Source organism: Ruegeria sp. HKCCSP346 (assembly GCF_017872595.1).
In the GTDB taxonomy this organism is placed as follows: Bacteria; Pseudomonadota; Alphaproteobacteria; order Rhodobacterales; family Rhodobacteraceae; genus Ruegeria.
Window position 1 is genome coordinate 638,656 of record NZ_JAEDOT010000001.1, and the last position, 20,605, is coordinate 659,260.

Genomic DNA, 20,605 nt, shown 5'->3' on the forward strand with positions numbered 1-20,605 from the left:
CTAACCACGCAAAAAAAGAAACATCCAAAACGGGATATCTGCATCATGAGCACAGAAACCAAAAGCGCAGACATTCAGCTGATCCAGAGGATCCTGCCGCACCGCTATCCGTTTTTGCTGGTCGATAAGGTGGTAGATATCTCGGGCTATCAGTCGGCGCGCGGAATCAAGAATGTCACCATGAACGAACCGCATTTTCAGGGGCATTTCCCCGGTACGCCGATCATGCCGGGTGTCACCATTGTCGAGGCAATGGCGCAGACCGCCGGTGTGATGCTGGGTGTGGGAATGGACGTCATCGACACCGAGCTGTTGATTTACTTCATGAGCATCGACAAGTGCAAATTCCGCCGCAAGGTCGTGCCCGGTGATGTGCTGGAAATGCATGTGGAAACAGTGCGTGGGAAAAAAGGCGGAAAGCTGTTCAAATTCAGCGGCCGTGCAACTGTCGAAGGCGAAGTTGCCGCCGAGGCGGAATTCTCGGCTTATGTCGACTGGGATATGGAAAAGACAACATGAACGGAGTCCATCCCAGCGCAATTATTGAAGACGGTGCGCAGATTGGACAGGATTGTATCATCGGTCCCTTCTGCCACGTGGGCCCACAGGTGAAACTGGGCGATCGGGTCGAGTTGAAATCGCATGTGGTCGTGACGGGCGACACCTCGATCGGCGACGATACCGTCGTGTTCAATTTCTCGGTGATTGGTGAGATCCCTCAGGATCTGAAATTCAGCGGCGAAAACACCCGGCTTGAGATTGGCAAACGCAACCGCATTCGCGAGCATGTGACAATCAATACCGGGACCGAAGGTGGCGGAGGGGTCACGCGGATCGGTGACGACTGCCTGTTGATGGCGGGTGTTCACGTGGCCCATGACGTTCAGATCGGCAACCGTGTGATCATGGTGAACCATGCCGGCGCGGCAGGGCATTGCATCGTCGAAGACGACGTGATCGTCGGTGGCATTTCAGGGCTGCATCAATGGGTGCGCGTTGGACGCGGGGCCATTATTGGCGCGCTGACCATGGTGCCGAAAGATGTTATTCCTTACGGCCTGGTACAGGCGTCGCGGGGTGAGCTGGATGGCCTGAACCTCGTCGGTCTCAAGCGCAAGGGTGTATCGCGTGAAGATATCTCGGCGCTGCGCGCGGCATTCAAGGAATTGTCCGACGGCGAAGGCACCTTTATGGATCGCGCCAGCCGGATCGGTGAAGGCAACGAAAGCGACTATGTGCAGCAGATCGTGGATTTCGTCACCGGCCACAGTGACCGATCCTTCCTGACCCCGAGGAAATAGGGTCATGCTTGCGTTGATTGCGGGAACCGGGGCGCTGCCGACCGAAGTTGTTGCGCAGTTGACAGAACGCCCTCTGATCTGCGCGATGGAGGGGTTTCTGCCTGACAGCCTGAGTGCAGATGTCGTGTTTCCTCTGGAACAATTGGGCAGTTTCATCGCTGACCTGAAGGCGCGGGGCGTGACCGATATCTGTCTGGCCGGCGCTGTTCGACGCCCGCCAATCGACCCTTCCCGCATCGACGCCGCGACGCTGCCGCTGGTTCCGATCATCCAAAAGGCCATCCTGTCCGGCGATGACGGAGCTTTGCGCGCCGTGATCGGAATTCTTGAGGGTGCCGGCCTCACCCTCAGGGCCGCACATGAGATCGCGCCCGGTTTGTTGCCGCCTCTGGGATGTCTGACCGAGGCCCAGCCCTCAGACGCCGACATGGCCGACGCTGACCGCGCCGCCGGGATTCTTCGGGCAATGGGGGCGGCGGATACCGGGCAGGCTTGTGCCGTGTCCAAAGGGCAGGCGCTGGCCATCGAGGGGGGGTTCGGCACCGCGTGGATGCTGCAATCCCTGACCCAACGCCCCGACGCTGGCGGGGGCATTCTGTTCAAAGGCCCCAAACCCGATCAGGATCGGCGCGCCGATTTGCCCGCCATCGGGCCGGAAACTGTTACCGACACGGTTGCGGCAGGTTTGTCCGGGATCGTTTTGGAAAAAGGCGGTGTGCTCGTTCTGGAAAAAGAACGCGTCATCGCTGAATGCAACCGTCTGGGTCTGTTTCTCTATATCCGCGAGCGGGTAGTCTGATGCGTGTCTTTCTGGTCGCCGGTGAACCTTCGGGCGACCGGTTGGGCGGCGCGCTGATGGAGGGGTTGAAAACCCTGGTGCCCGAGATTGAATTCGACGGTGTGGGAGGCCAGCTGATGCAAGCGCAGGGCCTGCGCAGCCGGTTCCCGATGTCCGAGCTGTCTGTCATGGGGCTTGTCGAAGTGCTGCCGAAGTTTTTTCACCTGAAACGGCGGATATCCGAGACGGCACAGGCGGTGCTGGACACGAAACCGGATGTATTGATCACCATAGACAGCCCGGATTTCAGCTTGCGCGTCGCCAAAATCGTAAAAGCCAACAGCAACATCCGAACCGTGCATTATGTTGCGCCCAGTGTCTGGGCTTGGCGCCCCGGGCGTGCAGACAAGATGGCAAAGGTCATCGACCATGTGCTGGCTCTTCTTCCTTTTGAACCTCCGTACATGGAGCGGGCAGGGATGGAATGCGACTTTGTCGGCCATCCTGTGGTTGGCGAACCGACTGCCACACCAGATGAGATCGCCGCCTTTCGCCACCGCTTTGATCTGGGTAATGCGCCGATCCTGCTGGCCTTGCCCGGGTCGCGGCGGGGTGAGATTGAACGTCTGGCAGAGTCTTTCGGCGGCGCGTTGCGGTTGTTTTTCGATGACCACCCGAATTACCGCGTGGTGATCCCGACCGTAGGTGCGACAACAGATCTGATAAATGAACTGGTACCAGAATGGCCTGGCGCGCCCGTGGTGCTGGATCCCCGCCAGGTGGGTGCGGAACAAGCCATGGCCGACAAACGAGCGGCCTTTGGCGCCGCAGATCTTGCCCTTGCTGCTTCGGGAACGGTTTCGCTGGAACTTGCAGCGCAGAATACGCCGATGGTCATTGCGTACAAGCTGAACTGGCTGACGCAGAAAATGGCGGAACGGATGGTCAAGCTGGACACCGTTACACTGGTCAATCTGGTTTCGGAAACACGCGCCGTGCCGGAATGCCTGCTGGATGATTGTCAGCCTCAGAAAATCGCCGAAGCCTTGCGAAAGGTCGCCGACGCACCCGATGCGCAACAGCATGCCATGAACCTGACGATGGACAGGTTGGGGCGTGGGGGCGAAGCACCCGGCTTGCGCGCAGCGCGGGCGGTTTTGAACAGAATGCAGCCACGCAATGCTTGATCACGCGCTGTTTGCAGTCTCTGCGGGGATCGCGATGATCTCTACCAATCTGGACAATCTGGCTGTCTTGTTGGGCTTGATCCTGGTGATGGAACAGCGCCGCGCGATCGTGGGTTTTGCCGTCGCTCAGACGATCGTACTTTCCCTGGCCATGACCGTGGCCGTGGGCCTGAACCAGAGTGGCCTTCCGTTTTGGATCGGCTATCTTGGCCTTGTCCCGCTGGTGTTTGGCTTGCGCGGAATCTGGCATCAGTTTCGCGACGCGGACACCGAAGGTGCGGAGTCAAAAGGGGCGGTGACTTCGGTGGTGACGCTTTTCCTGAGCCTCTCGATAGACAGTTTTGCGGTAATGACCCCTCTGCTTGCGGACTCTGCGCCGTCCTATCGGGTTGTTGCGTTGATCGGTGCCGCCAGCGCGGCCGCCTTGCTGGTTGTTGTTGCGGCATGGGGGGCGCCCCACGCCAAAAGCCTTGGTCCGCGCGTTGCCCGGCTGGATCGGATTGCGCCCTATATCATGGTCTGCGTCGGGCTCTATATTCTCTTCAACTCTCCCACCGATATGGTGTGACCCGGCAAAGAGAGCGCGTTGTCTCGCATATGTGACCTGCAAAGGTCTGTTGCTGGGACGCAGGTCCAGGGTATCGTGACCCAGAAAAGGAGTTTTCAACATGACCCGCATCCCCCCTTTGTCAGATCAGGAAATGACCGCCGACGCGCGCGCGTTCTACGCTGCATTGGGTGCCTATGGCCCGTTTGGCAACTGGGCCCGCGTCGCAGCGTATTGCCCTCCGGTTCTGAACCATGTCACGGGAATGCTGACAACCCTGCGAGAGCAAGAGAACTTGCCGCGCCGCGCGTTGGAGCTGGCGATGGTGACGGTTTCAAAACTGAATGCCTGCGATTATTGCGTCTCGCATCACACACCGCTGCTGACCGTCGCGGGGCTGAGCCCCGAAGGGGCGGCGCGTCTGCCGGACGTCGAGGATCATCCGGAACTGGATGCCTGTGACAAGGCGGTCGTGCGCTATGCCGAAGCCGTGACGATCCGGTCGGGCCGTATGAAGGATGCCGAAGTGGCGGATCTGAGGGAATGGTTCACCGATGCTCAGATCGTCGAGCTGACCTGGCGCATCGCCTTGTGCGGTGCGTTCAATCGGTTCAACGATGCATTGCAGATTCAGATCGAACCCGAGGTCGAGCCGGTTTCAGCCTAATACCCACGCCAGATCCAGCCACCGCCGAACACGCGGCTGCCTTCGTTTGCGTAAAACACGCAGGCCTGCCCTGGCGAGATGCCTTCCTCGGGGGTCAGCAGTTCGACCTCGGCCGTAGTGTCCGACAGCGGCCGAATGATTGCCTCGCGCGGCGGGCGGGTCGAGCGGACTTTGACGGAAAGATGCCATTCATCGCGTGACGAGAAGGGGTCATCGCCCAGCCAATTGATCTCGCGCACCGGAACGACTCGCGTTGCCAGCATCTCTTTCGGGCCGACAACGACCTGCTTTTTGTCGACGTCCAGTTTGACGACATAAAGCGGCTCGCTGAGGCCGCCGATGCCAAGACCGCGACGTTGGCCGATCGTATAGTGAATCACACCGTTGTGTTGCGCCAGTACGCGGCCGTCGGCGTGAACAATCTCGCCGGGTTCCGCGGCTCCGGGGCGCAGTTTTTCGATGACGCTGGCATAATTGCCGTCGGGCACGAAGCAGATATCCTGGCTGTCGGGCTTGTCCGCCACCGACAGCCCATACTGCGCCGCCATCTCACGGGTTGCGTCTTTTGACGGCAGGTGGCCCAGCGGGAAGCGCAGAAAATTAAGTTGCTCTGGCGTGGTCGAGAACAGGAAATAGGACTGATCGCGATTGGCGTCTTCGGCGCTGTGCAGTTCCGGTCCGTTGGCGCCCATCTTGCGCTGAATGTAATGGCCGGTGGCCATGCAGTCTGCCTCGAGATCCTTGGCGGTTTCCAGAAGGTCCTTGAATTTCACCCGCTCGTTGCAGCGGATGCAGGGAACCGGCGTCGCGCCTGCCAGATAGCTGTCGGCAAACTCGTCGATCACGGCATCCTTGAAGATGTTCTCGTAATCCAGAACGTAATGCGGAAATCCCCGTTCTTCCGCCACGCGTCGCGCATCATGAATATCGATTCCAGCGCAACAGGCACCTTTCTTGGCCAATGCCGCGCCGTGGTCATATAGCTGCAAAGTCACACCGACCACATCATAGCCCTGATCGGCCAGATAGGCCGCGACAACGGAACTGTCGACGCCCCCCGACATCGCCACAACGACCCGCGTTTCCGAGGGTGGTTTGGCAAAGCCAAGCGAGTTCAGCGGGGTCTCGGTGTCGAGGGCCATTGCAGATTCCAGTCCGGGTTAAGAAAGACCGGCAGAATATAGGAAAATTCTACACACTCTCAAGGGGCGGTTTCACGCGACTTTAAGTAGGCTGAGGGCAGCTTTGGTGCAGCAAGAAGGGTAAAGCGATGTATTTGCACAAAGTTGAAGGGCCAAGGTCTGTTGCTCTGCCGGATGGATCCATTTTGACGCATGCGGATTTGCCGCCCGCGAACACAAGGCGATGGGTGGCGTCACGCAAGATTCTTGTCGTGCGTGGCGTGCTTTACGGGTTGATCAGCCTGTCTGACGCAAAAAAGAAATACGGCCTGAGCGACGAAGAATTCAACGGTTGGGTTTCTTTGATCGCGGAACACGGCGTCGAGGCGTTGAAGGCGACGGCGCTAAAAAAGTATCGACAACCTAAAGGAGAGCGTGAATAAATGATTCAACGGTAACGTCAGATTAACCATTCTTGGTCAGGTTTAATTTTAAATGGAATTATTGACCCGAATTGGAGCAGTGAAAAATGCGCATACTTCTTGTCGAGGATGATCCGACCACGTCCAAAAGCATCGAACTGATGCTGACGCATGCGAACCTGAACGTCTATGCGACGGATCTTGGCGAAGAAGGAATCGATCTGGCAAAACTCTATGATTACGACCTGATCTTGCTGGATTTGAACCTGCCGGACATGAACGGGCATGAGGTTCTGCGCCAGTTGCGGATCGCCAGGGTGGAAACACCGATTCTGATTTTGTCCGGTGCCGATGATACCGAAAGCAAGATCAAGGGATTCGGCTTTGGCGCCGATGATTATCTGACCAAGCCTTTCCATCGCGAAGAACTGGTGGCACGCATACATGCCATCATCCGCCGTTCCAAAGGGCATTCGCAATCGATCATTCATACAGGGCGAATTGCGGTGAACCTTGATGCAAAAACCGTGGAAGTGGATGGCAAGACGGTTCATTTGACCGGCAAGGAATACCAGATGCTCGAGTTGCTCAGCCTGCGCAAGGGGACGACTCTGACCAAGGAAATGTTTCTGAACCACCTGTATGGCGGCATGGATGAACCTGAGCTGAAAATCATCGATGTGTTCATCTGCAAACTGCGCAAAAAGCTCAGCAATGCGACCGGTGGAGAGAACTATATCGAAACCGTCTGGGGCCGTGGCTATGTGCTGCGAGACCCGCAAAGCAACACGCTGGACGAAACACGGATGGCAGTCGGGCTTTGAATTGAACCACCAGTGCCGCCGGTGGTCCAGGGTGGCACTTTGCACTCACGGCTCAGCACGTCTGGACCTGGCCATGGCCTCGCCCTATCACTGAGGTCCAAGTACGCGTGACAGGGCGAGGCCATGAGCAACTTAATTTCCATATCCGAGCTGACGGAAGATGAGGCGCGTGCCGAGCTTGCACGTCTGGCCGAACTATTGTCGAAGGCAAACACGCTGTATCACACGGCTGATGCGCCTGACATGTCGGATGCCGACTATGACGCTCTCAAACGGCGCAATGCCGAGATAGAAGCGCGTTTCCCTCATCTCAAGCGTACCGACAGCCCGACGGATCAAGTGGGTGCAAAGCCTGCCGATGGTTTTTCGAAAGTCACGCACGCCGTGCGCATGATGTCGCTGGGCAACGCTTTCGATGATGACGACGTGGCCGATTTCGACAGGTCGATCCGGAAATACCTGGGCCTTGGGGCTGGTGAAAGTCTGGCCTACACCGCCGAACCCAAGATAGATGGCCTGTCGCTGTCATTGCGGTATGAAAACGGACAGCTTGTTCAGGCTGCCACGCGCGGAGATGGCGAAATCGGTGAAAACGTAACGGCCAATGCCCGCACGGTTTCCGTTATCCCGCAGCACCTGAAAAACGCGCCAGAGGTTCTGGAAGTCAGGGGTGAGGTTTACATGTCTCACGCGGATTTCGAGGCGTTGAACGCGCGGCAGGCAGAGCGCGGCGGCAAACCCTTTGCCAATCCAAGAAACGCGGCGGCGGGGTCTTTGCGGCAACTGGATCCGGAAATCACGCGCTCGCGCCCGTTGCGTTTCTTTGCTTACGCCTGGGGAGAGGTTTCAGAGCCATTGTCCGACTCGCAGATAGGGGCGGTCGAGCGGTTGAAATCACTTGGATTTTCGACGAACCCCCTGACCCGCCTGTGCAAAACGACGCAAGAGATGCTGGAGCATTACCAGGATATCGAGGCGCAACGTTCCACCTTGGGCTATGACATCGACGGGGTTGTCTACAAGGTGAATGATCTGTCGCTTCAGGCGCGTTTGGGGTTCCGCTCAACCACGCCGCGATGGGCGATCGCACACAAGTTCCCGGCCGAACTGGCCTGGACGAGGCTGGAGGCGATCGACATTCAGGTCGGTCGTACAGGCGCGCTTAGCCCGGTTGCACGGTTGCATCCGGTGACGGTGGGCGGTGTTGTTGTGTCCAACGCCACATTGCACAACGAAGACTATATCGCGGGACGCGATGCCAAGGGCGGCACGATCCGCGATGGCAAGGATATTCGTGTCGGTGACTGGGTTCAGGTATACCGCGCCGGGGATGTGATTCCGAAACTGTCAGATGTTGATCTGTCCAAGCGCCCGGCCGGTTCGCAGCCGTTTATCTTTCCGACACGCTGTCCGGAATGTCAAAGCGAGGCGATCCGTGAAGAAGGTGATGCGGTCCGCCGCTGCACCGGTGGCTTGATTTGCCCCGCGCAGGCCGTTGAAAAACTGAAACATTTCGTCTCACGCAAGGCGTTTGACATAGAAGGCCTTGGTGCAAAACAGATCGAGATGTTCTATGATGATCCGATCCTTCCGATAAAGACTCCGGCGGATATCTTTACACTGGAGCAGCGTGACAGGACCAATCTGGCACGGCTGAAAAACCGGGATGGGTGGGGGGAAACCTCGGCCAGAAATCTGTTTGCCGCGATCGACGAAAAACGGACCATTCCGTTTGCGCGCCTGTTGTTCGCTTTGGGTATTCGACATGTCGGCGAGGTCGGAGCGCGCGATCTGGCGCTGTTTTACCGCGATTGGGAGACCATGACGCAAGCCCTGGACACTGCCCGCCCTGCGGCTTTGGCTCAGCGGCAAGCGGATGAGGCCGAGGATGCCGAACGGGCGGCCGCGCTGGCAGAAGGTCGTCGGGCACGTGTCAAGGAAGTGCGGGATGCGGCCATAACCGCGGCGCGTGTTCCGCCCGATGCCAATGCCGCCTGGGCTGAATTGATCGGAATAGACGGGATCGGCGCAACGCTGGGTCTGTCCCTGTCCGATGCGTTTTCGAACGTGGAAGAGAGGCGCGCGTTCGATACGTTGCGCAAGGAACTGACAATCGTCGCACCTGATGCGCCTGCCTCAGACAGCCCGGTGGCTGGCAAGACGGTTGTGTTCACCGGTACTCTGGAAAAGATGACTCGAGCCGAGGCAAAGGCACGGGCCGAGGCGTTGGGTGCGAAGGTTTCTGGTTCCGTCAGCAAGAAAACCGACATTCTGGTCGCCGGGCCCGGTGCGGGTTCGAAAGCCAGGAAAGCCGCAGAGCTGGGTATCGAAACTCTGGATGAGGATGGCTGGTTGCAGCTGATCGAAGGCGCATGAGCGGGAGGCCGGAACAGCTGTTCCCGCTGTTTGCGGGGCTTGAAACACTCGATGGCGTCGGCCCCAAGACCGCTCAGGTCCTGCAACAGGCCGGCGTTGAGAGCCCACGCGACGTTCTGTTCGGCCTGCCTTACGCGGTCGTCGACCGACGTCGACGAGAGACGATTCAGGGTGTCGATCTGCCTGCGACGTTGACGGTCGAAGTAACGGTCGGCCCGCACAGGCCGCCTCGAAACAAGGGGGGCGCGTATCGGGTGCATGTCGAAGACAGCCAGGCCGATTTTCAGCTGGTTTTCTTTCACGCGCGCGGGGACTATCTGAAGAAAGTGCTGCCTCAGGGCGCACGCCGCGTGATCTCGGGCAAGCTGGAGCTGTTCGATGGTATGGCTCAGATGGTGCATCCGGATCATATGTTGCCGGTCGAGCAAGCCAGTGAAATTCCGGAATTCGAACCGGTATACCATCTGACACAGGGGCTGACTCAAAAGACGGCTTTCAAGGCTACCCGCAGCGCATTGGCGCGGGCGCCAGAGCTGGCGGAATGGATCGACCCGGCGCAGATGGCACAGCAAAACTGGCCGGATTGGATTTCGGCAATTCGTGCCGGCCACAATCCTCAGGGGGCTGATGATGTCTCACCATTTGCGCCCGCGCGTCAGCGTCTGGCCTATGACGAGCTGTTCGCGCATCAGATGACGCTTGCTCTGGCGCGTCAGCGAGAGCGGAAATCCCGTGGTGTCGTCAGCGTAGGGACAGGCGCGTTGCAATCCAGGGTGTTGGCCAGTCTTCCTTATCGTCCGACCAGCGCACAAAGCCGCGCAATCGAGGAAATCGCGGTCGATATGGCATCTGATTCCCGCATGAACCGATTGTTGCAGGGTGACGTGGGGGCCGGCAAGACATTGGTGGCCTTCATGGCCCTTCTGATTGCAGTCGAGGCCAAAGGGCAGGGCGTGATGATGGCCCCGACCGAGATACTCGCCCGCCAGCACCTGGAAGGGTTGCGCCCGTTGGCGGAAGAGGCCGGAGTGGTGCTGGAGCTGCTCACCGGGCGTGACAAGGGCGCAGAGCGGCGCGCCAAGCTTGAGGCTTTGAAAAATGGCAATATCCAAATTCTGGTCGGCACCCATGCCGTGTTTCAGAGTGATGTGGAATTCAAAGCGCTACGCTTGGCCATAGTTGATGAACAGCACCGGTTTGGCGTGCGCCAGAGGATGGAGTTGTCAGAAAAAGGGCAGGGCTCGGATGTATTGGTGATGACCGCCACCCCGATTCCACGCAGTCTGGCACTGGCGCAATATGGCGATATGGATGTGTCGGTGCTGGACGAAAAACCGCCGGGGCGCAAACCGATCAAGACAGCGATTGTCAGTACGCAGCGCATGGACGAGGTCGTGTCGCATCTGCGTCGGGCGATTGATGAGGGGCGGCAATGTTATTGGGTCTGCCCCTTGGTCGATGAATCAGAAGTTTCAGACCTGACGGCAGCTGAAGAACGGTTCAAACGCTTGCGTGCCATATTGGGCGAAGGTGTGGTCGGGCTGGTTCACGGGCAAATGCCGCCATCGGAAAAAGACGCGGCAATGTCCGCATTCCAGAACGGGGACACCAAGGTTCTTGTGGCCACGACCGTCATTGAAGTGGGGGTCAATGTGCCCAATGCCACGATCATGGTCATCGAACGGGCCGAAATCTTTGGTCTGGCCCAACTGCATCAATTGCGCGGCCGCGTGGGCCGGGGTGATGCGGAATCGACGTGTTTGCTTCTGTATCAGCCGCCGCTCAGCGAAGGGGGGCGCAAAAGGCTGGAGGTTCTGCGTGAAACCGAAGACGGGTTCCGTATCTCTGAAACCGATCTTGAGATGCGCGGTGCCGGGGATCTGATCGGAACTGCGCAGTCCGGTCTGCCAAAGTTCCGCATTGCGGACCTCGAGCGTCAGGCCGGATTGATGGCCGTGGCCCAATCCGATGCCCGGGCATTGCTGAATGCGGATCCCAAGCTGACCTCGGACCGGGGGCGCGCGGCGCGCGTACTTTTGTGGCTGATGAAGCAGGATCAGGCGATCCGTTTGATTTCAGTGGGTTAGGCAAAAAGTTCCAGAAAGTTCACAAATGTTCTCAAAAAGTTCTTTACCGACTCGGGCAAATATGAGAACAAAAGGTCAACAAAGGATTAAAGCTCTGACCGGAGGTGACCCTATGCTGACCCAGATCAAGACCGTATTCAGCCGCTCGCAATCGACGATCCTGCAGGATGCGGTGGGCGTGATGTCTCTGGTCGTGATCCTGATGGTCGCCTTGCACCTGCCGGTTGGCTTCTGAACCTTTCTGCCTGCGATCTCGTGCCGAAAAAACCGCGCTGTCATCCCAATTTCAGTCAAGGGTGACCTGCCTGTCCCAAACCCCTTGAGGGGCCTTGCCTCGGCCCCGTGCGGTAATCCGGACCCCACGCGAGACACGCAATGCCTGCCGCCGCCCTTTCGCCCGGAAGGTGCGGCGGTTTTTTTACAACTGACCGGTTTTGAAAATCTCAAGCAATGCGGACAGGACCGAGTTGACCGCGACCGAGGCCAGGATCATCCCCATGATACGGCTGATGATCGCTGCTCCTGAATGGCCAATCAGGCGGATGATCGGTTCGGCCAGAAGCATGAGAACAAAGGCGACTACCAAAACCGACAGCATGACCAATGCGGTAATCCCCTGATCGGCTGCACTGTATCTATGGTTGTCCGTCAGGATCACCACTGCAAGCATCGCGCCGGGCGAGGCCAGAGATGGAACAGCAAGAGGAAATATCGCGGGATTCTGCTTGTGATACTTATCTTCCTGATCCTCTTCGGCCTGACGCTGTTCTATGTCTTGTTTGCTTTCACCAAAGATCATGGTCAGAGCGAACAGAAACAGGATGATGCCGCCTGCGACCTGAAATGAATTCAGTCCTATATCCAGCGCCTCGATCAGCAATTGCCCAAACACGAGAAAGAACAAAAGGACACCGGCGCTTATCAATGACGCCAACAGCGCTGTTTTGCGACGGGCGGCGGCCTCTAGCCCCGCAGTGACGGCAATAAAAACGGGAATAGTTCCAATCGGGTCAATCACGACCCAAAGAGTGACAAAATGCTCGAGTAGATTTTCCAAAACCCATCCCTCCTTAAATTTAAGCGGAAGGTAAACGGGTTTACATCAAATAGCTATGATCAGGCGCAATCTGCCTGCTCGGCCTGCGCCATGGCTTCGACGGCGGCATCCAGCACCAGCAGGATTGAAGCGTGGCGGTTCTTGTAGTCCCGCGCCGGCATCAAGACCTCAAGACCGTCAAACGGCGCATCCGGGGCGGGGCCATCCTTTTTTAACATGGCCGCAAGCTGATCGCGCGCTGCTTCGACCTGCGCGCGCGTGGCACCAATGATCGCGTCGCCAACCACCGAAGCAGAGGCCTGTCCCAGCGCGCAGGCTTTGACGTCCTGCCCGAAGGCGCTGACACGTCCATCCTGAACCTTCAGATCAACCGTCACGGTAGAGCCGCAAAGAGGCGAGCGTTTCTTGACCGTTGCATCCGGGTTTTCCAGCCGATCCAGATGCGGGATGTCCGCCGCCAACGCCAGAATGCGTCCGGAATACAGCTTGATCAGGTCGTTCTCGCCGCTCATGGCTTTCCCTCGTCGTGTGTTCCTCATACATAGTGGCCAGCCCAACGGATGCAAAAGGTTTTTGTCATGTCTCACCCCGTCGCGTTTGATCCATCGACTCTGAAATATAACGAGGCGGGACTGATTCCGGCAATTGCGCAGGATGAGGTGTCGGGCGAAGTTCTGATGATGGCATGGATGAACGCACAGGCCGTTGAAAAGACACTGGAAACGGGCAGGGTGACCTATTGGTCGCGCTCGCGTCAGTCTTTCTGGATCAAGGGTGAAACCTCGGGCCATGTGCAGGAACTGGTGGATTTCCGCATCGACTGTGACCGCGATTGCCTGTTGGTTCTGGTGCGTCAAACCGGTGCTGCCTGTCACACCAACCGCCGGACGTGCTTTTATACTGCGGTGCGGGACGGGGCCGAGACCGAACTGATGGCCCCGATGGCGTAACCGAGACAGATCAAAGCCCCACCATTTGCCGGATGTCTGCCGGGCTGGCACCATCGGCCCGGAATTTCGCGATGGCACGCGCATCGTCACGTTTCGCCAGTCGTTTGCCGGCATTGTCGCGGATCAGATCGTGGTGGTAATACGCAGGCGTCGGCAAATCCAACAGCACCTGAAGCAGCACATGGATGCGGGTGGCTTCGAACAGATCCTGACCTCGGACCACATGGGTGATCCCCTGGGCCGCGTCGTCAAGAACGACGGACAAATGGTAGGACGTGCCCATGTCGCGGCGAGCCAGAACGATATCGCCGACACTGGTTTCCATCTCATCCGGGGTAAAAGAAATTGTTCCTGTTTCGCCACCGGGGCCGGAGCCCAGTTCCAAGAATTGGAGTCTGGCCGGATCGTGGATTGTTTGACAGGCCTTGGCAATATCCAGTCGCAAAACTTTGTCCCTTGGGTGAGGGTTTTGACTTAAGTCTATGCCCTGGTTAATTTTTCGACACGTTCCGGGATAGATAATTCCGTCAGGACCAAGCAATGGCGCGCCTTCCTGGGGGGCGCTTGCGGCGGCGGAAATATCTTTGCGATTGCACAGGCAGGGATACAGAAGACCCTTCATCCACAACCGCTCCAACGCGCGATCATAGATACTCAGCCGATCTGATTGACGCAGCACCGGTTCCGGCCATGTCAGCCCCAACCAATTGAGGTCATCATAGATCTGATCCTCCCAATGCGGACGCGAGCGGGACCGATCGATATCTTCGATGCGCAGCAAGAACCGACCGTGTTCGGATCTGGCCATGTCGCTGGCGATCATCGCAGAATACGCGTGCCCAAGGTGAAGCGGGCCAGTCGGGGATGGCGCGAAACGCGTTACGAAAGTCACGCTTTTTCTAATACATACACGTCAGAGTTAAGGTTGATGCCGGGTAAGTGCGGCCCGTGTTCACGAAATAGCAAACGTGCGGCACCCATGTCGACCCAATCCGTCAGTCGGCAGGTGAATTTGTGATCTTTCAGCGCATGGTCGTTCAGGGAAAACGCCAGCAACCCACCTTTGGGCAAGGCGTGCATCAACTGGTCGAATGTCTCGGGCGGGGCTGCGCCCTGACCGATGACACCGATGGCGGTGATCACCGAATACGCACCGCGCCTGAGCGGAGCCGGTTTGGTGATGTCAAACCCGGTCAGGGTTCTGTAAACACTCTTGGCCGCTGCCTCTTCCAGCATTTTGGGGGTGGGGTCGATACCATCGATGACCTCAAATCCCGCCGCCCGCAAGGCGAGACCGGAAAGCCCCGTTCCGCAGCCGAAGTCCAGAATCGGCGTTTGGGGGTGAGGGTGGAATTGCCACAAAGCCGCGGCCACCCGTCCCGGGGTTGCATATCCCTGTTCCGCGACCTCTTTTTCGTAGGTCGCCGCCCAGTTCTGATAATGCGTTTCAGTGTCTTCAGGCGTGTCGAGATTGTAGGTGTTGTCCAGGAACTTGTCGCTCATCCCGTCATGCTAGGCCGAGATCACGCCGCGCGTCCAGTCAGCATTGATCCAACCAGATTTGCCATTCAGCCTTGGCACGATCGGTATAGGCCTTGTACCGGTCCTTTCGGCCGCGCCGCCCGCCTTTCAGGCCGTCCACGGGGCGGAACAGGCCAAAGTTTACGTTCATCGGCTGAAACGTCTTGGCTTCGGCCCCGCCGGTAATGTGATGGATCAACGCACCCATTGCACTGTCTTTGGGCACTTCGGGCAAGTCACGCCCCTGTATTTCCGAGGCGGCCATGCGACCGGCAAGCAATCCCATTGCGGCACTTTCAACATAGCCTTCGACGCCCGTAATCTGCCCGGCAAAGCGGATGTTGGGCTTGGACTTCAAGCGCATCTGTGCATCGAGCAGGGTAGGAGAGTTGATGAATGTGTTGCGGTGGATGCCGCCCAGCCGGGCAAAGCTGGCGTTTTCCAGGCCGGGGATCATGCGGAACACGTCGGTCTGGGCGCCGTATTTCATCTTGGTCTGAAACCCCACGATGTTGAACAATGTGCCCAATGCGTTATCGCGCCGCAACTGAACCACGGCATGGGGTTTGACGTCAGGCGCATGGGGGTTTGTCAGCCCAACAGGCTTCATCGGACCATGGCGCAGTGTCTCACGCCCGCGTTCGGCCATGACTTCAATGGGAAGGCAGCCATCAAAATAGCCTGCGGTCTCACCTTCGTGAAACTCGGTTTTTTCCGCTGCCAAAAGGGCGTCGATGAAAGCCTCGTACTGATCACGGTCCATCGGGCAGTTCAGGTATGCCGTGCGTTCTTCCTCGGTTTCGCCTTTGTCATATCGGGATTGCATCCACGCTTTGCTCATGTCGATGCTGTCGGCATAGACAATGGGCGCGATTGCATCGAAGAAGGCCAGCGCGTCCGATCCCGTTTCCGCCCGGATGGCTTCCCCCAATGCGGGTGAGGTCAACGGGCCGGTCGCAAATATCCAATGGCCGTCATCAGGCAGCGAGGTGACTTCCTGATCGGTGATGCTCACGCGTGGGTGGGCGCGGAGTTTTGCGGTGACCGTTTCGGCAAACGGGTCGCGATCCACGGCCAGCGCCCCCCCGGCAGGAAGCCTGTGTGCGTCGGCGGTTGTCATGATCAGCCCATTGGCTGCTCGCATTTCCCAGTGCAGCAGACCGACAGCATTCTGTTCATCATCATCCGATCGGAACGAGTTCGAACACACCATTTCCGCCAGGTTTCCTGTCTGATGTGCGAAGGTGCCAACGGTGGGACGCATTTCATGAATGATCACGTCAACGCCCATTTCAGCGGCTTGCCAGGCCGCTTCGGACCCGGCCATTCCACCGCCGACGATATGCAAAACTTGTGTCATGTGCAGCCACATAGGGCACCGCACACACAGGCGCAACTGCCGTATTGTATCTGACTGATTTGCTGGAGGGGTCTTGGGGTCGCCGCTGCGGGAATGTCAGCGCTGGTGAGAGAGACCAGCTGGAGGGACCTTCCGCCCACGGCGACCCAAAAGTGTCTTGAGGCCTTGGCCTCGACCCAGCTTTGCCACAGAGTTGCCCTTTTGAAAAGTGCAAAAATGAAGACAGTGGCAAAAAATGTTCAAAACAATTGCGTCATTGGGTCCAATTCGGGGGGCGCTTTTCAATAAAGGCGGAAATGCCTTCTTCTGTATCGCGGTACAACATATTCTGCGCCATTGCGTCTCCGGTATAGGCATAAGCCTGATCCAAAGGCATTTGCAGCTGTTGATAGAACGCTTCCTTGCCGATCTTCACGGCCATGCCAAGTTTGGATGCGACCAGTTCCGCAAGCCCGTTGGCTTCTTGTTCCAGCAGCGCTTCAGGAACGATGCGATTTACCAGCCCCAATTCGGCGGCGCGCTCTGCTGAAATGAATTCGCCGGTGGTCAGCATTTCAAATGCCTGCTTTCTGGGGATGTTGCGGCTGAGAGCAACCATCGGCGTGGAACAGAACAGGCCGATATTGACCCCGTTGACACCAAACCGTGTTCCTTCTGCGGCCACCGCCATATCGCAGGTTGCAACCAGTTGACATCCGGCGGCGGTCGCAATGCCATGGACTTGCGCGATAACGGGTTGCGGCAGGGACTGGATCGACATCATCATCCGGGCGCAACGGGAAAAGAGATCTTGAAAGTAGGCTTTGCCACCATCTTCGGATTGGCGTCCGGCCGTCATCTGCTTCAGGTCGTGCCCGGCGCAAAACGCCTTTCCTGCCCCCGACAGGACCACGGCCCGGATCGAGCTGTCGTCGCGCAGTGAATCAAGTTCGGCTTGCAGTGCAGCCAGCATCTCATCACTTAATGCGTTCAGCCGGTCCGGGGCGTTCAGTGTCAGCCGTGCCACCGCGCCCGTGTCGTAACGTTCCAGAATTGCCATCTTGCCCTCCATTCCCAAGTTGGGCCAACTCTAGGTCGGCAAGAGCAGGAGGGGAAGTATGGCTTTGGCAATGAACCGGGACGAACTGTCACAATACCTCAAACAGGTGTTCCCGCAGGTGCACAAGGATTTCGTCGTTGAAGATTTGACCGAAGATACGATCACCATGCGCCTTGTGGTTCAGGATCAACATTTGCGCCCCGGGGGCACGGTTTCCGGCCCGTCGATGTTCGGGCTTGCCGATGTCAGTGTCTATGCGATGGTTCTGGCACGGAAAGGGCGCCAGTCACTGGCTGTTACCACCAACAGTTCTTTTGATTTCCTGCGCAAGCCGGAAGGCGGCGCCGATATGATTGCGGCCTGTCGTTTGTTGAAGCTGGGAAAAACACTGGCCGTTGGGGATGTGCTTTTATACTCGGAAGGCAGTGATCTTCCGGTTGCACGGGCAACGATGACCTATTCCCTGCCGCCAGCAGGGTCCGCTGCCGCGAATTTCGGATAAAAAAGGCCGGGGACAGGCCCCGGCCCAGGAAGAGGTCCCAATAATTGGGACTGGGGATCAGTCAGGGCTGCCAGAAAAAGCGCTTTGTTTCCCGGCCAGCCTGATGGCGGGTCAGCCCGACGTCCTGAAGCAGACGGTCATCCAGATAGCTCAGATTGACGCGACTGCGGCGACGGCGTTCCCATTGAGTGACCGCCGCCGCAAACCGCACGGCCAGAGCCGCGAGCAGAGGCAGCCGTGGGCTGTCGTTCAGCAGCAGAAGGGCGGGGGTGTGCATTGTGCGTGTCATCTCGGAATTCCTTTCAAATTGTATTGACACAAAACAGTATTGCTTGGTACATAAATTTGATACATTCGAAATTGTGTCAAAGGCAAAGGAAGAATTGTAATGGATACAATTTGGCCGGACGCTCTGCCAAAATCCAAGGGTCCGAAATACACATTGGTTGCTGACGCAATAAGAAAAGCTATTGGTGACAGGAAATTAGATGTTGGCGCCAAGCTTCCGCCAGTTCGTGAGCTGGCGTATCGCCTGCAAATCACACCTGGTACAGTCGCACGTGCCTATACGATCCTGACCGACGAGGGCTTGCTCCACGCCGAGGTTGGGCGTGGTACATTTGTGGCCCCGCCGAAATCACCGATTCTGGATGATGTCTGGGCCAGGCAACTGCATCTGAGGGAAGACAAGTACAACGCCAATGTCAGCCTGTTCAGCCCGCGTTTGCCGGATGCGGGGCAGGTCGCGCTTATCCGGGAATGCCTGCAAAAGGTTTCGCAAGCTGATCCCGGCCTGTTTCTGAATTACCCCACGCGGGACGCGTATATACCCATGAGGCAATCGGTCGTGGATTGGCTGTCGGATTTGCCGCTGGGCCCGCTGACCCATGACGATATAGTCTTGACCCATGGCGGGCAGAACGGATTGTGTCTGGTGTTCCAGACCATCCTGCGCGGACCCAAACCAATCGTGTTGGTTGAAGACCTCTCTTACGCCGGGTTTCGTCGGGCCGGAGAGTTGATGCGCGCCGAAGTCATTGGCGTCAAGATGGACAAATGGGGCATCGATCCGGTGTCGATGGAGCATGTCTTGCGGCAAACCAATGCTCAGGCCGTTTGCGTCTCGCCAGAAGTTCAGAACCCCACCGGCATCCACACGCCGCTGGAACGCAGGAAAGAGATCGTGGACGTCGCCCGGCGCTTCGACCTTCAGATCGTGGAAGACGATTGCTATCGCATGGGAGAGGCGCGTGAACCCAGTTACCGCGCGCTCGCCCCCGAGCGGGGCTGGCACGTGTCGTCCATTTCAAAGATACTCACACCCGCTTTGCGCGTTGGCTTTGCCATTGCCCCAAAGGATCGCAGCGTCGATCTGCGCCGATCGGCCGAATATGGGTATTTTGGCCTGGCTCAACCCTTGGCCGAACTGACCCGGCTGCTGCTGTCGGATCCGCGTACCCGCCAAATTGCACAGGATGTGCGCAAACGGATGGGCGATTATGTTCGGATCACCGTCAATGCGCTGGGTGGGTTCGATCTGAACTGGGCACCGGATGTGCCTTTTGTCTGGCTGAACCTGCCATCGGGGTGGCGCTCTGCCGCGTTCAGCCGCGCGGCAGAGCGGGAAGGCATTCAGCTCAGATCAGCGGATGAGTTTGCCCTGCGCGACGGGCGCGCTCCAAACGCAGTGCGCATCGCAATGAATGGTCACGTTTCGTTGGAACGGTTCGAGGACGCAATGCTGAGGTTGCGCGCTTTGCTGGACAATCCGCCTGAACAGATCAGCGTCTAGCATTCAACTCAGCGGCGGCGGGTCGCCAAAGAATCCGGCCAGATGGGCAATTTTTCCGTCCTCGTCCAATCGAATGAAATCATGCCCGGCCACCATGATTGCGCCGTTCGGGGCCACCATATGCCAAGTGAAGTGGACGACATCATGGTGCGACACAGGGCTGCTGGTGATTTCGACACGCCCATTCGAATTCAAAAGGACTTCGCCGATATGTGTACTCAACTGCTCACGGCCTGAAACATCGGCTGTCGGATCCACGTACCGACCGTTTTCCGCAAAGCACTGGTTCAGAAGCGCAAGCCGTTTTTCGGCGGACTTTTCCTGCCAGACCGCGCCATAGTTTTCAATCGTGCGCATCAAATCCTGCATTCGACCCTCCGTGGTTGGGCATGATCAATTCCAACCGAGTGTATCAGAGTGTCGAAATTGGGGCGATCTCCGTGCTGAAAACGTGGGGTAAAATAATACCTATTTAGCAAATCATTGTTTTAAAACGTTTTAAATGGCATTTGGTCGCTTGACGTGGCGGTCATGGGTGTCTAGATACGCATCCATCGAATTCGGGCCGCCTCGCTTGGGGCGGTCTTTCACATCAAACAGGACTATCCTGCCATGAAAACCTTTTCTGCAACACCTGCAGACATCGACAAGAAATGGATCCTAATCGACGCCGAGGGCGTTGTTCTGGGCCGTCTTGCGTCGATCGTCGCCATGCGTCTGCGTGGCAAGCACAAAGCGTCGTTCACCCCGAACATGGACATGGGCGACAACGTCATCGTGATCAACGCTGACAAGATCCAGATGACCGGCAAGAAGCGCGAAGAAAACTTCTACTGGCACACTGGCCACCCGGGCGGCATCAAGTCGCGCACCAAACAGCAGATCCTTGAGGGCGCACACCCCGAGCGCGTCGTGACCCAGGCGGTCAAGCGCATGCTGCCGGGCAACCGCCTGTCGCGCAAGCAGATGACCAACCTGCGCGTTTATGCCGGTGCCGAGCATCCCCACGAGGCGCAAGCGCCCGAAGTTCTGGACGTCAAGTCCATGAACAAGAAAAACACCCGGAGCTAATGA

24 protein-coding genes are annotated in these 20,605 nt (G+C 57.8%); 15 read left to right on the plus strand and 9 right to left on the minus strand.

All coding sequences use genetic code 11. The features are described 5' to 3' along the window. Window positions 1–45 precede the first annotated feature (45 nt). The 6 genes from fabZ to I9185_RS03180 all read left to right on the plus strand — a co-directional run bounded on the left by fabZ (window position 46) and on the right by I9185_RS03180 (window position 4,480). Window positions 46–519 carry a 3-hydroxyacyl-ACP dehydratase FabZ gene (fabZ, locus tag I9185_RS03155; protein ID WP_152457928.1) on the plus strand — a complete coding sequence of 158 codons (474 nt, stop codon included), beginning with the start codon at window positions 46–48 and terminating at the stop codon, window positions 517–519. Then, complete coding sequence (gene lpxA, locus I9185_RS03160; protein WP_171168239.1) at window positions 516–1,301, plus strand: acyl-ACP--UDP-N-acetylglucosamine O-acyltransferase; 786 nt, start codon at window positions 516–518, stop codon at window positions 1,299–1,301. Before fabZ ends, lpxA begins: the two co-directional genes overlap by 4 nt. 4 nt (window positions 1,302–1,305) lie before the next feature. Beyond that, window positions 1,306–2,100 carry a UDP-2,3-diacylglucosamine diphosphatase LpxI gene (lpxI, locus tag I9185_RS03165; RefSeq protein ID WP_210092336.1) on the plus strand — a complete coding sequence of 265 codons (795 nt, stop codon included), beginning with the start codon at window positions 1,306–1,308 and terminating at the stop codon, window positions 2,098–2,100. Beyond that, a complete protein-coding gene (gene lpxB, locus I9185_RS03170) occupies window positions 2,100–3,266 on the plus strand; it encodes a lipid-A-disaccharide synthase (RefSeq protein WP_210092337.1) in 1,167 nt (388 codons plus the stop codon). Before lpxI ends, lpxB begins: the two co-directional genes overlap by 1 nt. Then, a complete protein-coding gene (locus I9185_RS03175) occupies window positions 3,259–3,834 on the plus strand; it encodes a hypothetical protein (protein WP_210092338.1) in 576 nt (191 codons plus the stop codon). Before lpxB ends, I9185_RS03175 begins: the two co-directional genes overlap by 8 nt. A gap of 100 nt (window positions 3,835–3,934) precedes the next feature. After that, window positions 3,935–4,480, plus strand: a complete 546-nt coding sequence (locus tag I9185_RS03180; RefSeq protein ID WP_210092339.1) for a carboxymuconolactone decarboxylase family protein — start codon at window positions 3,935–3,937, stop codon at window positions 4,478–4,480. Here I9185_RS03180 and mnmA read toward each other — a convergent pair. Then, on the minus strand, window positions 4,477–5,622 hold the full coding sequence (gene mnmA / locus I9185_RS03185) for a tRNA 2-thiouridine(34) synthase MnmA (protein WP_171632577.1): 1,146 nt from the start codon (window positions 5,620–5,622) through the stop codon (window positions 4,477–4,479). The two genes, I9185_RS03180 and mnmA, sit on opposite strands and share 4 nt — an antisense overlap. Before the next feature lie 128 nt (window positions 5,623–5,750). On the opposite strand from mnmA, the gene I9185_RS03190 reads away from it, so the two are divergent. The 5 genes from I9185_RS03190 (at window position 5,751) to I9185_RS20525 (ending at window position 11,545) form a co-directional block, all read left to right on the plus strand. Then, window positions 5,751–6,044: a DUF1153 domain-containing protein gene (locus tag I9185_RS03190; protein WP_171632574.1), complete on the plus strand. Its 294-nt coding sequence runs from the start codon at window positions 5,751–5,753 to the stop codon at window positions 6,042–6,044. Window positions 6,045–6,130: 86 nt separating this feature from the next. Then, window positions 6,131–6,847, plus strand: a complete 717-nt coding sequence (locus I9185_RS03195) for a response regulator transcription factor CtrA (protein ID WP_152457936.1) — start codon at window positions 6,131–6,133, stop codon at window positions 6,845–6,847. Between the two features lie 123 nt (window positions 6,848–6,970). Continuing rightward, window positions 6,971–9,223 carry an NAD-dependent DNA ligase LigA gene (gene ligA, locus I9185_RS03200; RefSeq protein WP_210092340.1) on the plus strand — a complete coding sequence of 751 codons (2,253 nt, stop codon included), beginning with the start codon at window positions 6,971–6,973 and terminating at the stop codon, window positions 9,221–9,223. After that, on the plus strand, window positions 9,220–11,310 hold the full coding sequence (gene recG, locus I9185_RS03205) for an ATP-dependent DNA helicase RecG (RefSeq protein WP_171632568.1): 2,091 nt from the start codon (window positions 9,220–9,222) through the stop codon (window positions 11,308–11,310). Before ligA ends, recG begins: the two co-directional genes overlap by 4 nt. 112 nt (window positions 11,311–11,422) lie before the next feature. Then, a complete protein-coding gene (locus tag I9185_RS20525; protein ID WP_256367496.1) occupies window positions 11,423–11,545 on the plus strand; it encodes a hypothetical protein in 123 nt (40 codons plus the stop codon). Window positions 11,546–11,728: 183 nt separating this feature from the next. On the opposite strand, the gene I9185_RS03210 is transcribed toward I9185_RS20525, so the two are convergent. Together I9185_RS03210 and I9185_RS03215 are read right to left on the minus strand one after the other, a co-directional pair. Continuing rightward, complete coding sequence (locus I9185_RS03210; protein ID WP_171632566.1) at window positions 11,729–12,367, minus strand: MarC family protein; 639 nt, start codon at window positions 12,365–12,367, stop codon at window positions 11,729–11,731. Between the two features lie 59 nt (window positions 12,368–12,426). Beyond that, window positions 12,427–12,879 carry an iron-sulfur cluster assembly scaffold protein gene (locus I9185_RS03215; RefSeq protein WP_171723307.1) on the minus strand — a complete coding sequence of 151 codons (453 nt, stop codon included), beginning with the start codon at window positions 12,877–12,879 and terminating at the stop codon, window positions 12,427–12,429. 48 nt (window positions 12,880–12,927) lie between these two features. Here I9185_RS03215 and hisI point away from each other — a divergent pair, with 48 nt between their 5' ends. After that, window positions 12,928–13,317, plus strand: coding sequence for a phosphoribosyl-AMP cyclohydrolase (gene hisI, locus I9185_RS03220; protein WP_171632561.1), 390 nt, complete (start codon window positions 12,928–12,930; stop codon window positions 13,315–13,317). Between the two features lie 10 nt (window positions 13,318–13,327). Here hisI and gluQRS read toward each other — a convergent pair whose 3' ends face one another. The 4 genes from gluQRS to I9185_RS03240 all read right to left on the minus strand — a co-directional run bounded on the left by gluQRS (window position 13,328) and on the right by I9185_RS03240 (window position 17,237). Further along, on the minus strand, window positions 13,328–14,209 hold the full coding sequence (gluQRS, locus tag I9185_RS03225) for a tRNA glutamyl-Q(34) synthetase GluQRS (protein ID WP_210092341.1): 882 nt from the start codon (window positions 14,207–14,209) through the stop codon (window positions 13,328–13,330). Further along, the gene (locus I9185_RS03230; RefSeq protein ID WP_210092342.1) at window positions 14,206–14,820 is read right to left on the minus strand and encodes a methyltransferase domain-containing protein; all 615 of its coding nucleotides are present in this window, start codon (window positions 14,818–14,820) and stop codon (window positions 14,206–14,208) included. The genes gluQRS and I9185_RS03230 overlap by 4 nt, the downstream gene beginning before the upstream one ends. 37 nt (window positions 14,821–14,857) lie before the next feature. Beyond that, on the minus strand, window positions 14,858–16,198 hold the full coding sequence (gene trmFO / locus I9185_RS03235) for a methylenetetrahydrofolate--tRNA-(uracil(54)-C(5))-methyltransferase (FADH(2)-oxidizing) TrmFO (protein ID WP_210092343.1): 1,341 nt from the start codon (window positions 16,196–16,198) through the stop codon (window positions 14,858–14,860). Between the two features lie 253 nt (window positions 16,199–16,451). Beyond that, window positions 16,452–17,237 (minus strand): enoyl-CoA hydratase, encoded by a 786-nt coding sequence (locus I9185_RS03240; RefSeq protein WP_209833173.1) that lies wholly within the window; start codon window positions 17,235–17,237, stop codon window positions 16,452–16,454. A gap of 58 nt (window positions 17,238–17,295) precedes the next feature. Between I9185_RS03240 and I9185_RS03245 the strand changes: the two genes are divergently transcribed. Then, on the plus strand, window positions 17,296–17,739 hold the full coding sequence (locus I9185_RS03245; RefSeq protein ID WP_171204741.1) for a PaaI family thioesterase: 444 nt from the start codon (window positions 17,296–17,298) through the stop codon (window positions 17,737–17,739). Window positions 17,740–17,800: 61 nt separating this feature from the next. On the opposite strand, the gene I9185_RS03250 is transcribed toward I9185_RS03245, so the two are convergent. Then, a complete protein-coding gene (locus tag I9185_RS03250; protein ID WP_152457947.1) occupies window positions 17,801–18,028 on the minus strand; it encodes a DUF1127 domain-containing protein in 228 nt (75 codons plus the stop codon). A gap of 99 nt (window positions 18,029–18,127) precedes the next feature. Between I9185_RS03250 and I9185_RS03255 the strand changes: the two genes are divergently transcribed. Then, window positions 18,128–19,531: a PLP-dependent aminotransferase family protein gene (locus tag I9185_RS03255; protein ID WP_171723301.1), complete on the plus strand. Its 1,404-nt coding sequence runs from the start codon at window positions 18,128–18,130 to the stop codon at window positions 19,529–19,531. A gap of 3 nt (window positions 19,532–19,534) precedes the next feature. Here I9185_RS03255 and I9185_RS03260 read toward each other — a convergent pair whose 3' ends face one another. Continuing rightward, window positions 19,535–19,900 carry a nuclear transport factor 2 family protein gene (locus I9185_RS03260; protein WP_171723300.1) on the minus strand — a complete coding sequence of 122 codons (366 nt, stop codon included), beginning with the start codon at window positions 19,898–19,900 and terminating at the stop codon, window positions 19,535–19,537. Window positions 19,901–20,143: 243 nt separating this feature from the next. On the opposite strand from I9185_RS03260, the gene rplM reads away from it, so the two are divergent. Further along, on the plus strand, window positions 20,144–20,602 hold the full coding sequence (rplM, locus tag I9185_RS03265) for a 50S ribosomal protein L13 (protein WP_152457950.1): 459 nt from the start codon (window positions 20,144–20,146) through the stop codon (window positions 20,600–20,602). The last annotated feature ends 3 nt before the right edge of the window (window positions 20,603–20,605 follow it).